The sequence below is a fragment of the Acinetobacter septicus genome (assembly GCF_019355975.1).
Classification (GTDB): domain Bacteria; phylum Pseudomonadota; class Gammaproteobacteria; order Pseudomonadales; family Moraxellaceae; genus Acinetobacter; species Acinetobacter ursingii.
The window spans coordinates 3,133,410-3,150,155 of the sequence record NZ_CP079898.1 but is presented as its reverse complement, the minus strand read 5'-3'; the positions used below and the strand labels follow the sequence as shown (position 1 = coordinate 3,150,155).

The 16,746-nt window shown below is 40.4% G+C and carries 8 protein-coding genes and 1 pseudogene; 5 read left to right on the top strand and 4 right to left on the bottom strand.

Annotated elements, in window-relative coordinates:
• The first annotated feature begins 59 nt into the window (after window positions 1–59).
• Window positions 60–998: a hypothetical protein gene (locus I6L31_RS14890; protein ID WP_035272230.1), complete on the top strand. Its 939-nt coding sequence runs from the start codon at window positions 60–62 to the stop codon at window positions 996–998.
• A gap of 261 nt (window positions 999–1,259) precedes the next feature.
• Here I6L31_RS14890 and serC read toward each other — a convergent pair whose 3' ends face one another.
• Window positions 1,260–2,339: a 3-phosphoserine/phosphohydroxythreonine transaminase gene (serC, locus tag I6L31_RS14885; protein WP_005003140.1), complete on the bottom strand. Its 1,080-nt coding sequence runs from the start codon at window positions 2,337–2,339 to the stop codon at window positions 1,260–1,262.
• A 304-nt stretch (window positions 2,340–2,643) separates the two neighbouring features.
• Here serC and I6L31_RS14880 point away from each other — a divergent pair, with 304 nt between their 5' ends.
• From I6L31_RS14880 to I6L31_RS14865, 4 genes are read left to right on the top strand one after another with little or no spacing between them, the layout of a single operon-like run.
• The gene (locus tag I6L31_RS14880; protein WP_005003139.1) at window positions 2,644–4,143 is read left to right on the top strand and encodes a TolC family protein; all 1,500 of its coding nucleotides are present in this window, start codon (window positions 2,644–2,646) and stop codon (window positions 4,141–4,143) included.
• Between the two features lie 10 nt (window positions 4,144–4,153).
• The gene (locus I6L31_RS14875; protein WP_005003138.1) at window positions 4,154–5,278 is read left to right on the top strand and encodes an HlyD family secretion protein; all 1,125 of its coding nucleotides are present in this window, start codon (window positions 4,154–4,156) and stop codon (window positions 5,276–5,278) included.
• A 2-nt stretch (window positions 5,279–5,280) separates the two neighbouring features.
• A complete protein-coding gene (locus tag I6L31_RS14870) occupies window positions 5,281–6,414 on the top strand; it encodes an ABC transporter permease (protein ID WP_005003137.1) in 1,134 nt (377 codons plus the stop codon).
• Window positions 6,407–7,519 carry an ABC transporter permease gene (locus tag I6L31_RS14865; protein ID WP_005003136.1) on the top strand — a complete coding sequence of 371 codons (1,113 nt, stop codon included), beginning with the start codon at window positions 6,407–6,409 and terminating at the stop codon, window positions 7,517–7,519. Before I6L31_RS14870 ends, I6L31_RS14865 begins: the two co-directional genes overlap by 8 nt.
• Before the next feature lie 43 nt (window positions 7,520–7,562).
• On the opposite strand, the gene tpgA is transcribed toward I6L31_RS14865, so the two are convergent.
• From tpgA to I6L31_RS14850, 3 genes and pseudogenes are all read right to left on the bottom strand, one after another.
• The gene (gene tpgA, locus I6L31_RS14860) at window positions 7,563–8,357 is read right to left on the bottom strand and encodes a trimeric autotransporter adhesin/peptidogylcan-associated protein TpgA (RefSeq protein WP_004990470.1); all 795 of its coding nucleotides are present in this window, start codon (window positions 8,355–8,357) and stop codon (window positions 7,563–7,565) included.
• A gap of 70 nt (window positions 8,358–8,427) precedes the next feature.
• The gene (locus I6L31_RS14855) at window positions 8,428–16,572 is read right to left on the bottom strand and encodes a YadA-like family protein (RefSeq protein ID WP_219349267.1); all 8,145 of its coding nucleotides are present in this window, start codon (window positions 16,570–16,572) and stop codon (window positions 8,428–8,430) included.
• Window positions 16,559–16,690 (bottom strand): annotated as a pseudogene (locus I6L31_RS14850) (ESPR domain-containing protein); the annotation flags it as partial. The gene I6L31_RS14855 and the pseudogene I6L31_RS14850, both read right to left, overlap by 14 nt.
• Between the last annotated feature and the right edge of the window lie 56 nt (window positions 16,691–16,746).

Below are 16,746 nucleotides of genomic sequence, written 5' to 3'. Positions count from 1 at the left end.
AAAACCAAGATATGCTCGATTTAATATATCAAGTTATCCATTTTCGATTCACAGCCAATATGAAAAATCAAAACAGCCCTGAAATCATTCACATTGAAGAAAATAATTTTGGCAGTCATGCGCAGCACTGGACACTTCTTTCTACCCAGCCTGAGCAAGATGTCCCAAAATGGTTGGGCTTGGCTTTAGATAGCCCTGTTATGCCGATGGGGATTTGTGAATGTGAAGAAGAAATAGATCAGGCTTTTTGGCTCATTCAAGGCCCTGCAAAGTCTCCTATTCAACTGAATCAGATTATTGCAGTTGAAAATAATAAACCAAAAGCATTAAAAACTGCATTTCCTACATTTGAAAGTCCGTATAAATTTAATGCGACCATTGATCGAATTATTACTTCGGATTCTGCGACTCAAGCAGTATTACGACTAAAAGTAAATGCAAACACGATTATTTATGCCTTTGATAATTTATATGCTGTCAATCATGGCCATTATCAAAAAGATCAAAATTATCAGGTTCAACTCAATGCTTGGGCCTATGAGTTAGAACAGGTAGCGGATAATGAAACGATTATTGTGGATGATCCAGCCTCAATTAAACATCATCGAGCATTAAATGATATTTTAGCTGAACATAATGGCGTGGCACCTGAAAATTTACAGGAACTGATTAATGCATGGGAGCCGAAAACCCCTGAAGATAAAGAACCTGTCACTGTTGATTTTTCTAAAATGGTGGCCTATTTATATGGCGAAACAATGGGTCAGGAAGATGAAGCGTGGTTTCAGGGTAATATTGTAGGTAAAACTTCCATGACGTTTATGAATGAGGAATATACCCTTTATGATGTCACTTTAGTTTTAGAAGATAATCTGCCTGCAACATTAATTCGTATTGCAACAAAACAACATTTGTATAAAAACTTTGAAATTGGGCAGTATATTCGCGGCAACCTCTGGATTCAGGCGAATATTTATGCTAAAACTACGAATAATTAATATATTTTCACAATAATTTAATTATTAGGCTCATTAATGAAAATTATTCGAGAACAACAAAGCTATAGTCTCATCCAATTTAGTGGTCAACGAATTAAGTTGGACAAAGGCGCCTTTTGCTTTTTTATTCTTGGAATGTTTCTCGCAGCCATGATTTTTTACCATTTTGGCTTATTAGCTGCCTAATTTTATTGGTTTTTTGATATATCAAATATGCAAAACAAAGCCCTCACATTTTGAGGGCTTTATTTTTTTGCTCAATTAACCATTGCGTCGAGCAAAGTCATCCATAAAGTTCACCAAAGCTTGTACACCTTCAATCGGAACAGCATTATAAATACTCGCACGCATCCCACCGACTGAGCGGTGTCCCGCCAGATTTAACAAATGATTTTCTTCAGCTTCTTTCAAAAACAGTTTTTCCAGAGCTTCGTCTGCCAGAGTAAATGGCACATTCATAATTGAACGATTCGCTTCAGCTATCGGGTTATTATAAAAGTCGCTGGCATCGATATAACCATAAAGCAATTTGGCTTTTTCCAGATTCACCTGATGAATAGCCTCTATCCCACCCTGTTCGAGTAACCAATCAAAAACCAAACCAGACAAATACCATGAATAAGTCGCAGGCGTATTCACCATTGAATCATTTTTTGCTTGTGCAGAATATTTCAAAATACTAGGAATCTCTGAACGAGATTGATCCAATAAATCATCCCGAACAATGACGATCGTTAAACCCGCTGGACCAATATTTTTTTGCGCACCCGCGTAAATCAAACCGAACTTGGATACATCAATTGGCGCAGACAAAATACTTGAAGACAAATCAGATACTAAAGGTGCATTCACCTCTGGAACACCCGCGAACTGTAAACCGCCAATAGTTTCATTATCAGCATAATGTACATAGGCAGCATCTTGAGATAAATTCCATTCGCTTTGGTCTTTAATCGCCAGTTTGCCATTGAGCGTTGTACCCGCTTCTACGATATTGATCTCGCCATAACGCTGTGCTTCTTTTAAGGCTTTTTCTGACCAAATCCCAGTATGAATATAGTCTGCTTTAGGATTTTTACCCAAAAGATTGAGTGGAATCGCTGAAAATTGAAGTGATGCCCCGCCCTGTAAAAATAAAACCTGATAATTTTCAGGAATATTCATCAGTTTACGCAAGTCCGCTTCAGCTTTTTCCGCAACCGCGACATAATCTTTACTGCGATGACTCATTTCCATGATGGAAAGGCCCTTACCGTGCCAGTCCAATAACTCAGCTTGAGCTTTTTCTAAAACGGCAGTGGGTAATGCAGCAGGACCAGCACAGAAATTGTACGCGCGCATGATTTTTCCTTTGTTAGAGTGAAACAAAACTGAATGTGGCATTTAACCATATCTTGAAGTTTCGTGCAGTAATTGAACCCATAAATATTTCAATATGAACTGCTAAGTCTCTTGATTTAGTCTATTCAAAATCTTAATTTAGGCTAATATCAAACTGACAATCTCCTGCTTGATCAAGATTAGGGTTTGATTTGGACTTGATCAGCGGTTTAAGCCTGTTATACAAATGTATTGTAAACAATTCAATAACTTACTTTTATAAATAATCGATTACACTAGCTGAAAATATTAAAAGTTGTTTTCTATGAAATTTAGACGTCAGGTTTATACAACAAAACCAACCTTCTTGACGCAGACTTTATTCAAGATCATGGCGGTTGGATTAGGTTTTACAGGCTTGTGCGCTCAAGTACAAGCCCAAAGTTATAGCTATGCACAAGCTGAACAGCAAGTGCTTGAAAACTCGTACACCTCTCAGGCCAATCAAGCCCTGCAAAGTTCTGCAAAATTGGATGCCGAAGCTGTAAAAGGTTTGGGGCTACCACGGATTGATTTGAATGTTCGCGCCTATAAATTTCACAACGAAGTAGATGTGCCATTAAATTCATTTAAACAGGGCATTGAAAATGCGCTGAATGAGAAACTCGATAACCAGTTGAATGAATGGGAAAATGTGATTCCTCCTAATATCATTGGTGATATTGAAAATGGAGTCAGTGGTGTTATTCATGATGGCGTCAACATGGTTCCTAATTACGCCAATTTAATCTTACAAGATGAACAAATCAGATCATCTATCTCGATGGTCATGCCGCTTTATACAGGCGGCTTACTCAAATCAACCAAACAAATTGCAGCGATCCAATCACAACGTTCAGAACTTAATACCGAGCAACAACAAGACGTACAACGCTTTGAAATGATTCAGGCTTATTTCAATGTGCAATTACAACAGCAATTGCTGAAATCTAGTCAATTTAATTTTAATGCCATGCAACGGCATTTGGATAATGCTCTCAAACTTGAAAAACAGGGCTTTTTAAGTAAAGGACAGCGCATGCAGTTTGAAGTGGCAAGGAACAATGCGCAGCGTTTATTGCAAAATGCACAGGCAAATTTACAAAGTAGTCAGTTTCAACTCAATAATCTGCTCAGAACCAATCAAGTGAATCAACTTACTACGCCGTTATTTGTTAACAAAGCCCAAACTCAATCATTAGACAATTTAATGGCCACCTATCCAGAACAGTCCAGTCTGGTGCGTAAAATGCAAATGGATACTCAAATTGCCAATGAAAATGTTCGAGCTCAACAAGCCGCCAAAAAACCAAATTTATTTGCTTTTGGTGAATATAGCCTCGATGATAAAGAAAACTGGATCGTTGGTATTGCAGCTCGCTATAACTTATTTTCAGGCATTGATAAAAGTAAAAGTATCCATTCTGCCGAACTTAAACGTTATGCTACAGAATTACTTACGGCACGTACCAAACAAGAAATTGAAAATGTGCTGAATAAATCTTATAGCGAACTTCATTCAGCACAACAGACCCATAGTTTACTTTTACAAAACCAAAAAGCGGCACAGGAAAATTTACGCATTCAAGAGCTGTCCTTTAAAGAAGATATGGGTACTGCAACACAAGTGATTGATGCTCAAAATGCCTTAAATGCTTTAGATAGCGAAATGGCGCTCAATGCCTATAAATATATTTTATCATTGGCGACTTTATTACAAAGTCACGGATCGATTTCAAACTTTAAAGCTTATGTAAACCAACCAAATACCGATTTCATTCGTTAAAGGAGAGGACATGATGAATCAAGATCAACCACCATCTGACGCTCAACATCCAGATTCCTCTTCTAATCCAGAGAATACAGAAGCAAAACCTGATCAGATCGAGCAAAATCAAACGGAACAACAGCAAAGTAAGTCTGAAAAACCTAAAAACAAAGGACTCTTGAAAGTCATCGTTGCAATTGTGGTGTTATTACTCCTGGGACTGATTGCTTATGGATTATGGAAAGCCTACCAACCCAAACAAGTACAAGTGCAAGGTCGAGTAGAAGCTGAAACCTTACATATCAGTACCAAAGTGCCTAGTAGGATCGAACAAGTTTATGTCTCTGAAGGGCAAAAAGTAAAAAAAGGACAGGAACTGGTGTTGTTAACTAGCCCTGAAATTCAGGCAAAGAAACAGCAAGCTCTGGCTGCCTTACAATCTGCACAAGCGCTGCAATCCACGGCTGAACGTGGTTCACAGCAAGAAAACATTGAGACGTTGTATGCCAATTGGAAAAGTGTACAGGCACAGGCAGAACTGGCCACTAAAACCTATCAACGTGGAGCCGTGCTCTATCAAGAAGGTGTAATTTCACGGCAACGTCGTGATGAAATGTATGCTGCTCAACAATCTGCCAAAGCACTCAGCGAAGCAACTTATCAACAATATGCCCGAGCCAAACGCGGCAGCACCCCTGAACAAAAATCAATGGCGGATGCGCAGGTTGAAATTGCTCAGGCTGCATTAGCAGAAGCTAACGCACTTGAAGGTGAAACCAAACTGTATTCACCTGTCAATGGAACTATTTCTAAAACTTACGGCAAACCATCCGAGCTGGTCGCGACCGCTGTACCCGTGGTTAGTATTTTGGAAGATGATGAACTTTGGGTGAGTTTAAATGTGCGTGAAGATCAATATCGCTCGGTGTATAAAGCCAAGACTCTAGAAGGTTATATTCCTGCGCTCAATCAAAAAGTCGAGTTTAAAATTAAAAATATTGATGCGGAAGGTGAATTCGCCACGATTAAAACCACGCGCCAAACAGGTGGTTATGACATTCGTAGTTTTAAACTACATTTAGTCCCAGAACATGCCATACCAGATTTGAAGGTAGGAATGAGTGTGGTCTTTAAAGTGACTGAGGCAAAATAAACATGCTGGCCAGTATGTTACGAGAGCTACGCTATCTCCTTCACAATAAGTGGGATCTGGCAATGGTGGTGATTGCCCCACTATTTATCATTTTGTTATTTGGTAGCATGTTTTATACGGGCAAACCTGATCATCTACCCATTGCCGTCATCGATCAGGATCAGAGTGAACTCAGTCGTAACATTAGTCGTGATTTATCACTCAATCATACCCTCGATGTAAAATATCAAACTCAAAACCAGACTGAAGTTGAGAATTTACTCAACCAAACCAAAATCTGGGGTTATGTCCATATCCCTGCGGGCGCAGAACAGCGTTTGGTCAATGCACAGGATGCCCAAATTAGTATAGTGTTTAATCAGTCATTTTTTAGTGTGGGAAATACGGTTTCATCGGCCATGCTTTTGTCTGTTTTGAATGGCATGGCAGATTTTGCTGGAGAAAGTTATCTGGGAAATGTGCTGCCTTACCTCAGTATGCCAACACCCAACGTTAAAATTTCAACTTTATATAATCCAAATTTAAGTTATGAATTTTACTTAGAACCTTTTGTTATTCCTGCTATTTTACATTTATTACTATGTTGCTGTGTGGCATTTGCGATTGGACAGGAATTAAAAAGAGAAACTGTACCTGACTGGGCAAACCAAGATGATTATATCCAAGCACTTTTTGCAAAAATATTGGTCTATGTGGTGATTTATACTTTCTGGACTTGGGCGTGGATGTTTTGGTTAATCGAGATTAGAGGTTGGTTTGTTGCAGGAAGCTTAGTGATGATACTGGCAGGACAAATTTTACTGTATTTTGCCTATGCCTTTATTAGTTCAACGGTAGTGCTTGCCAGTAAAAATTTAGGACGAACTTTTGGGTTTATTGCAGTTTATGGAGGCTCATCGTTAAGCTTTGCGGGTGTCACATTACCATTAAATAATGCTCCCATTTTTACTCAGTTTTGGTCAATGATCATTCCTTATACCCCTTATGCACGTTTACAAACAGAGCAATGGGTTGTAGGGAGTGATATCTCAATTTCAGTTTGGTCTTTTCTCATCTTACTGGGCTATTGTCTATTTTATTTTGCGCTGAGTGTGTTACTCATGAAAAAGTTAGTGAAGGAGCAAAGCAATGCATAATTTCTTTCACTATTATCTTGAAACATTTAAAAATATTTTTAAAAACTCATCTATTTTGACCACCGTCATTTTATCTGTTTTCTTTTATAGTATCTTTTATCCAACGGCCTATAAGGCAGAACACGCTGAATCTCTTCCTATCGTCATTGTAGATGAAGAACAGAGTGTCGTCACTTCAACGATCATTACTCAAGTTGCCAATAGTCCTGATGTGAAGATTAAAGCAGTTACTGGTAATTTTCTTGAAGCCGAACAAATGGTGCGTAACCAAAAAGCGGATGGCATCTTGTATTTACCCAACAATTTGTCTAACAGTATTCAACGCGGCGAAGTTGGAGGGATCGGACTTTATATCAGTACTGCCTACTTTTTAAAAACCAAAGATATTGGATTAGGCTTAGCCACTGCGATTGAAAATGCGATTCGTGAACAAGCCGAACGCTTTGGAAAAATTTCACATTTCAAACCCGAACTTTCAATCCACCAAATCCCTTTGTTTAATACCTTATCAGGTTATGGAAGTTATATTTTCCCTGCGGTCGCACCTGTGATTATTCATCAAACCATCGTTTTAGGTTTGGGCATGTTGATTGGCGGTTTTCGAGAAAAAAACTGGCGTCCGAAAGCAAGTGAATTTTGGGGAATTTTTGCCTGCTTTTTTACCATAGGTTGCTTAGGTTGTTTTTATTTATTCGGCTTCATTTTTTGGGTTAATGACTATCCACGTGGCGGAAACTTCTGGGGAATGCTGTTGGCTGTACCCATTTTCGTCAGTTGTGTCAGTGGATTAGGTCTACTTTTTGGTTCACTCTTGGATATGTCTGAACGAGCTGGACTTTTTCTGGTTTCGACCTCTATTCCCTTATTTTTATTAACAGGCATTGCCTGGCCTATTCAAGCAATGCCGTTATGGATACAGGGTTTTACTTGGCTTTTGCCTTCCACGCATGCTGTTCAATTGTTTATACAACTCAATCAGATGGGTACCCAAACTTATTTTGTATTACCTAAACTGATCTTTTTGAGCTGTGCCGCAGGGACTTTCTTATTCATTGCTTATTATCGTTTAGTGATGCATCCCAAAGTGTTATCAAATAAGTCTTAAAAAAAGTACGCCTCAAGCGTACTTTTTTATCAATTTGCTTGACTTACCAATTTACATTGACACGGCGATTGGGTTCTAGACATTCAACCAGTTGAGACTTATCTGAGTTTGTCCCACATTGTTGATAGGCAGTGGTCTGATTTTTCGCTTCTATCTTTATACGATTAGAATCAATGCCATATTGCGTCAACAATGTCGCTACCGTTTGTGCGCGTTTTGCAGAAAGTTTTTGGTTATAGGCATAAGACCCTAATCGGTCGGTATAACCCGCAACAATCACAGGACGATGATCTTGTGAATGATTAATCTGTTCTGCAATTTCTTTGACCGAATCTACTCCAGTTGTAATTCCTGCAACATCTGAGCGATCAAAAGCGAATAGGATATCTTTTGATCGAACGGGTGCTGGAGCAACAGGTACTGGAGTTGGGGTTAAAGTTGGTGCTGGATTGCTAGGATGTATTAAAGCTTCACAATCCTGACCTTTCCAAGATAATCGCTCAGCCTTGTTGTTCTTGTCAAAATCAATACGAAGCTGGCAACGTTTATAATCATTACTGTTCGGTACACGAATATCCAACACATAATTCCAGACTTTTGCACCAAAAATTCCTTCATTAAATTGTGGATTACCTAATAGGTGCCTGATCTGGTCTTTATTCAATCCAGTATCTAAACGAACTACATCAGCCACTTCATAACGCAATACCTGTTTAAGATAGCTTTTACTGATGTCAGGGAAAGTAATTTGTTCTGTCGTTGCCGTCGGTTCAGCTGCTGTTGCAGACATCATAAAGCCCAACATTGCAGCGAACATAAAAGTTTTTTTGATTTGCATAGCTTTTGTTCTCTTTAATATTTTTGTGAAAGGAGATGGCCCATCCATCTCCTGTTGAGCATTCATGAAATTAATCAATCACACCACTGATACCCACACGGACACTTGGATCTCCCTGCGACGCTGCTGCAACACCGCCTGTAATTGACCAGCGACCATTATCCGCAGTTTTACGCAAGGTTGCACCGACTGCATTTTCTCCACCATGATAAGCAGCGCCTACAGCATAGGTAAATTTACCCGCAACAAAAGGCGCTCCTTCCAGTGCCATCGCAGAAGCAATACCTGCATTGGCTTTTTTCTCGACATCATCAATACGGCCGTTTACGTTATAGAACACTTGTTCCAAACGATCTCCAAGATTGGTAATTCGATTTCCAAGATTGATATCTGCCTGATTTAATGCACCCAATGCATCTCCGACATTGTTATAACTTCCATTATTTACATTGTAGGTAGGGCCAGTAAATTGACCATTTTCATACTTGGCACCCCCACCCAGCGAGTTCACGATATATTGATTCGAGGTATTTAATTGCGAACCATTGACAGCATCTTTGGATGTGCTGGAAATTTCACCCGGTGCCACATTTGTGATTTTATGATTGCCTGCATTGATACCATTTTGGTCAATATTTACATCGCCAACTTTCACATTATTTGCAGTCACGGTATTTGAGGTGACCGAGTTAAATTTCACATCATCTGCGGTCGCAACGGTATATTCTTTACCGCCATTACTATTGGTACTTTCTTTAACCGTAATATTTTGACCTGCTTCAACAGTGCTATGTTGACCTGCTTTTTGATTGATTGATCCAATCGCATCATTAATGTTGGTTGCACCCGTGCCTCCAATATTGGTAATGGTATTGCCATCGCCTCCCTGAAATGCACCATCACCGATAATGTCATGAATCTGGCTGCCATTGACTGCATCTTTACTGCCTTGAGCAATGCTACCTTCTGCAACACCAGTGACTTTATTGCCAGCTGCATCGATACCATTTTTGGTTACACTTGGCCCACCATTGATGGTTAAACCATTGTTATTCACTGTTGTATCACCAGCCTTCACACTATCAACTTGAATATCTTTCGCCAAGTCAACCGTAATGTTATTGCCTGTGTTATTGACTTTGATATTGCCGTCTTTATTGGCAAAATCCACAGTATCCGTTGGTTTTACCTGACTTGCATTTTGACCATTGGTGGAAACTGTCCAACCTTTATTGGCATTTTGGGCGGTGTCATTGATCGATTTGATCGCATCATTGATGTTATTTTGTCCAGTATCCCCAATATTATTATTGGTATATGTCCCAGTATTAGGATCATAAGTGGTATTGCCACCAATAATATTTTGAACACCGCTACCCAGATCGTGAAGCTGACTGCCATTTACCACATCTTTTGAATTTGCTGCGATGGTTCCCGCTTCTACACCCGTAATTTTATTGGTGGTTTTGTCAATGACCACATTGCCGACCGTTACTTTATCAAAATTCACTTCTGGCGTGGTGGTAACAGTCACCTTGTCGCCATTTTGAATAAGCTCCACGTTATCGCCAGAAATCATGGTAAATCTTTGATTCGGCTTAATCGTTTGAAGTGATGAATTTACGGTTTGCCCCTTACCTGATGTAGCTGTAGTAAACACCCATCCTTCTTCTGCAATCGCTTTTACATCATTTAACTGATTCACATTGACTGCATCCGTTCCATTTTTACCTGGGGCCACATTGCTAATAATTTGGTTACCCGCATTAATTCCACCTAAAGAGATCGATGGAGTATTAGACAAAGGTAAACCTGTAATAGGGTCAACAAATCTTAGACCGCTCTTATCAATAACTGTTCCACCAGCATTCACACTATCTAGCAGCAAATCTTTACTCAGACTAAAGTCAATGGTCGTGGTTCCATTACTATTAGTCGCTGCAACCTTAAGATTCTTTTCGTCATTCGCGAGACCTATATCGACAGTATCTTCTGGTTTAACTTGAGTAGATGCTAAAGTTGAATCTGATTTAACATTCCAGCCTTTATTGGCATTTTGAGCAACGTCACTAACCGATTTAAGCTGCTCTTCTGTGGCCGCTTGCTTTTGGTTATAGGTTGCATTCGGATCCCATGTGGTATTGGTTAACCCGCTAACTCGACCTGTGGCCCCATTAATAATAACTGGGTTTGATCCAGCCCCAACCGTAATTTGTGATGCACCTACGGTGGTCGTATTTGTTCCATCAGACACCACGGTACCATCTACCGTACTGCTATTTGATTTTGCACCATCTTTTAGTTCAACCTTGCCGTCAGTCACTTTAGTGTTACCAACCGTTAAACTACCCGCTTTGCTCAAATCTATATTTTTGGAAAGCTCAACGGCAACCTGACCATTCACGACTTTGGTGGTGATATTGCTATCGGCACCTACAATATCAATGGTTTCACCTAACTTCTTATTAACTGTATTACTATCCGCTGCTTTAAGGCCAAAACCTGAATCAGTTAAACCTGTCTGGATCGTCTTTAATTGTTCTTCTGTCGCTGCACGACCTACGGTTGCAAAGTCCGAACTTGTCGTGGTTTTGTTGGTTAGGCCTGTAACATTACCAGAGGTCACATTGGTCGAACCCACTGTCAATCCATTGTCAGTCAAGGTATTAGAGCCCACTTTGACTTCATTATTTTTTATGCTAGAAGATCCAACTGTTAAACTTCCGGCTGAAGTCAAATTCACATCAGGATTTAGATTTACGGTCAGATTATTCGCTGTAGCAGCTAATTTAATGTTACCGTCTGTGTTATTAAAATCCAAGGTTTCATCTGGTGCAATCTTCTGCGCAGCTGATGCGACTCCGCCTTTGTTTGTTGAAGTGAATTTCCAGCCTTTATTGGCATTTTGAGCAACGTCACTAACCGATTTAAGCTGCTCTTCTGTGGCCGCTTGCTTCTGGTTATAGGTTGCATTCGGATCCCATGTGGTATTGGTTAAGCCACTAACACGACCTGTGGCTCCATTAATAATAATTGGGTTTGATCCAGCCCCAACCGTAATTTGAGATGCACCTACGGTGGTCGTATTTGTGCCATCAGACACCACGGTACCATCTACCGTACTGCTATTTGATTTTGCACCATCTTTTAGTTCAACCTTGCCGTCAGTCACTTTAGTGTTACCAACCGTTAAACTACCCGCTTTGCTCAAATCTATATTTTTGGAAAGCTCAACGGCAACCTGACCATTCACGACTTTGGTGGTGATATTGCTATCGGCGCCTACAATATCAATGGTTTCGCCTAACTTTTTATTAACCGTATTACTATCCGCCGCCTTAAGACCAAAACCTGAATCAGTTAAACCTGTCTGGATCGTCTTTAATTGTTCTTCTGTCGCTGCACGACCTACGGTTGCAAAGTCCGAACTTGTCGTGGTTTTATTGGTTAAGCCTGTAATTTGACCGGTGTTGCCATTAATCGTAACAGGACTTCCTCCAGTCGCAGGCCCGACTTTAACCACAGGCTCCAGACCAAACGTAATTTGATTATTTCCAGTATTGGTCACTTTAATATTAGTATCAGTTGCACTGAAATCAACATTTTCACCTAAGGCAATCGTATCCTTAGCGGCTGTATTTCCATTTGAACTGACGGTAAAGCCTTTATCTATAATGCCTTTGATCTGACTACCATTTACAGCATCCATTGAAGTATCAGTGATTGCTCCAGCGCCAACATTGGTAATCTTATTGGTTCCCGCATTGATACCTGTCGCGCTGATACTTGGTGAATTTGGAATAGCCCCACCACTCGAATTAACAAACGTTAATCCCTTGCTATCAATCACTGTACCCGCGGCATTTACACTATTAAGTTTGATGTCTTTAGAAAGTTTGACCGTCAGTTTGTTGTTGGTGCTATCTGCAACGACACCAATATTATTATCGGTTAAATTTGTTGCGACAGATTCACCACCAACAATACTGAGCTGCTGACCCAATTTACGTTGAACATTTACACCCGCGTTATCCCCTGTGAAGGTAAGTGGTGTCGCAAGTTGATCTTCCGTAGCTGCCCGTCCAGTTGTGTAATTATTTGGATCAAAGGTTTTATTGGTTAAACCAGTAATGGTTCCATTTTTACCATTGACACTAATAGTGGCGCCTCCAGACTGCCCCCCAATATTCACCACTTCGGCCAGTTTTAGATCAACATTTGTACCTGAATGGCTGACTGTAATATTTTTATCACTATTGGAGAAATCTACTGTTGCGTCTGGCGCTACATTAGACTTGTTGGCTGTATCTTTATTGGTCGTGATGTTCCAACCTTTATTGGCTGTATCATTCACCAGCTTTAACTGCTCTTCTGTCGCTGCTCGTCCTTGCGTTGCAAATCCAGATACAGTTAAAGTTTTATTGGTTAACCCAGTTAAAGTTCCTGTTGACCCACTAAGCACGACATTATTGGCAGCATTCTTTAATGTAATGCTATTTGCATCGATCGTATTACTGCTCGCACCTGCTGTCATTACAGTATTGGTCGATGTACTCACATTGCTATTATTGGAAGCATCTTTTATTTCCACTTTTCCATCTGTTAATTTAGTAGTTCCAACCGTTAAACTACCCGCATTGGTTAAATTCACATCTTTCGCCAGTTTTAACTGCAAAGTATCGGAGCCATTGGCGACCACACCAATATTACCCTCGGTTAATGTACCACTTGCACCACCCGTAACTTTAAGCTGATCACCCAACTTACGATCAACTTTTGTACCACTATCACCAGCAAAGCTAAGTGGTTTTTGTACCTCTTCCTGTACTGCGAAGAGTTGACTGCCGTTAACAGCATCAGTACTTGTAGCAGTCACACGACCCGCAGCAACATTGATAATTTGTCTTTCATTATCCTTTGTTCCAACACTGACAGTAGATAAACCTGCACCAGAACCTGCATAGTTATAATCTCGACCATTAATGGTGCTTTTCGTCGTTTGGTTATAATCACCTGATACCGAATTACTTCCTAAGGCTACAGCGTTGGCATGATTATTATTAACCGTTGTATTACTACCTAATGCAATTGAATTTTCTGCATAAGCATTTGCATTTGTACCTGTAGCAATTGCATTTTTTGCATATGCAGTTGCTGTTTTTCCAATGGCAATTGCTTGTTGAGCTTGAGAAACAGCACCATTACCCAGTGCCACTGCATCACTTGCAGAAGCCCGAGCCTGATTACCAATTGCGGTACTATTTTCTGATGAAGCAGAAGCTCCAGTGCCTAAAGCCAGAGCATTGAGCGCAGAGGCATTTGCCGCTGTACCCATTGCATTTGCATCTTTTGCCTGAGCTTTTGCATTGTCACCTATTGCATTTGCACTTTGTCCCGATGATGATGCTTTATTCCCGATCGCTGTGGTATTTTCAGCGGATGAGGTGGCTTGTCTTCCGATAGAAATACCTTGTTCACCCTGAGTCAATGCTTCATTACCAATTGCAACGCCATTGTCCTGACTTACAATCGCCTTTCGACCAATTACGATCGCTTGGTCTGAATTTTGTACTTCTGCATCACTACCAATGGCAATAGCGTAATTTGTTGTACTGCTCGTCGCATCAGTCTGAACATTTTTACCGATCCCAATACTATCGATACCTTTGGTACTGACTAAAGTTCCTAAAGCGATATTGTTAATATCTGCCGTAGTATTTTCTTTACCGATAGCAATCGAACTTTCACCTTTCGCTCGAGTTCCACTATTACCAATTGCAATACCATTTAAAGCCTCAGTACGAACGTTTGAACCTAAGGCAATACTATTTTCTGCAACAGCCGTAGTCCCAGTACTTGGACCAATAGCCACTGAATTATTTGCAATCGCTTGGTCACTTAACTTATTCGCTCCATCAGTGCTATTGATGGACACATATTTGACTGTGGCATCTTTCGCAAGCGCTTTGACCTGTCCTAAATTAACGGCTTGATCATCTTTGGTCGCTGTCGCAACATTGTTGATGGTTGTTCCTTTTCCGCCATTCGGACCTAGATTAATTTCATTCTGACTTGAGTTCGTGTAAGTGACATAATAATCAGTAGGTAAAGGTCCGCCACCGCCACCACTAGCAGCAATTGCCGCGACAATACTTCCGTAAGTTTTACCATTAATATCAATTTCACCAAATTTCCCATCGGTGGAACCTGTCAAACCCAATATAGAAGAAACGTCATTATGTAATTGAGTCAATTGGCTCACATTCACAGCGTCTGTTGGATTTCCCCCTGGCGCAACATTGGTAATTCTTCGAGTCGTTGTTCCGTTCCCAACCGAAACAACACTGTAACCAACCGTCGCAACATCTGGAATCGTATCAGAGACTAAATAGGCTTTCGTCGTCGAATTAGTACTAGCATCACTATTTATACCCAACGCAATGTTATTGGCAGCTGCTTGGGTATTGGCACCGAGTGCAATACCGCCTGTGCCCGTGACTTGAGCATTGTATCCCACAATGGTTGCATCGGTTCCCGAAGTGACTTTAGACGAGTTTCCAACTACAACAGACTGGCTAGAGCTTTTGGTTTCTGAGCCTAGTGTCACTGAACGTGTAATGGCTCCTCCATTTGTATTACTATTGCGTCCAATGGAAATATTATCATCGCCATTAATGCCACTTCCCGCTGCAATCCCTATGGCAATATTACTATCCGAACTAGAATTGTTATCTGGAGATAAATTAGAACCTGCGCCACTGCCAATGGCAATGTTTTGATTACCAACGACATTTTGTCCTGAATTTTTACCAATCGCGATATGTTCTACACGGTCAGTGGTTGAACCTTGTGATGATCCTACGCCTGCATTTTCACCAATGGCAATCCCAGAACTGGTGTCTGCAATTGCACCTTTACCAATTGCAATCGTATTGGAGCGAGAGGAAGAAGCCTGAGTGCCGATGGCTACCGCATTACTCGCTGACGCACTATTACGATCCCCAATTGCGATACTGGAACTACCATTTGCATTATTATTAGAACCTAAAGCGACACTCGAAGTCGCACTTGAACTATTCATTGAACCCAGAGCGACACTGGAATTTCCAGTTGCAAGATTCGAGGTTCCGAGTGCAAGACTGGCTTCTCCACCTGCCAGATTGGCACCACTACTCAGTAGTGCAATAAAAGCATTTCTTTGATCAGGTGTTACAGCAGTACCATTAATTTCGGTAATGGTATCTGGCGTTGAACCCGTCGCAGTCACAGGAATACCATAAATAGCAGTGAGTTGATTGTTATTATTACTATCGTTAGTTAACACTGGCGTTCTAGGCTGACCAGTACTTGCACCAATGGCGGTACTGTATTTTCCTAAGGCAGCAGATTCTTTACCAATCGCGACGTTATTTTCCTGATAGGCAATCGATTTTTGACCAACGCTAATACTACCAAGACCATTGGCTTGCGATGTATTGCCAACCGCTATTGAATTATGACCATTTGCAGTTGCTAAAGGTCCAATTGCGGTAGAGTCCTCACCTAAAGCACTCGCATCAGCTTTGGTTGATTTTGTTCTAAAATACTGAATACCATCATAATTATTCCCAATCACCAGATTTTTAATCTGACCATAGTTGACCGCATCACTATCAGCAGTACCATTGGCAAGTCCAGTGATTTTCTTATTATTTAAATTGGCACCATTATTTAAGTTGGCATTGCCTGTTACCGTCAGTGCTCCACCAATGCTTGTATTACCTGTGGTGGTGAGCGTATTGAAATTCACATCATCCGCAGTTTTAACGGTATAAACGGTTTGTCCATTACTTCCAGTAGTTGAAGTTACATTAATATTTTTGCCTTGCACAACTTCCGTCTTTGCAGCTGTTACTTCTGCCTTGGAAGCTTTAGTAGCTAATCCTGTGGTTGCGCTATTTACTTGATTATTCAAGTTATTAAAATCAGTTTGGGACGCTTTTCCATTTACTGTTGTTGTCAGATTATCTAAATCAGTTTGCGAAGCTTTGCTGGCCAAACCTGTAGTTGTATTATTAACTTTACTATTCAAATCATTGAGAGAGGCGCCACTATCGGTAGTCACATCCGAACCAGTAATCGTGCCGGTAGCTGTTATTTTACCTGTGACATTTAAATCTTCATTGATATCCTGTGAATGAGCTGAAACTGTAATAATCGCAGCAGTTGCAACCACTACACTTCCTGCTATTTTTTTTTACAGTTTTCGATTTGCCTTTGGATTTAGCTAACTCAGAAACCGCAACCCAAGCTCCCAAAGAAGCGTTCCATATGACTCTGTATGCTTTGTTCATTATTTGTTACCGCCAGTAAAGTAAGTTATAGGATTTTTTGATTTTGGCTAAAGTCT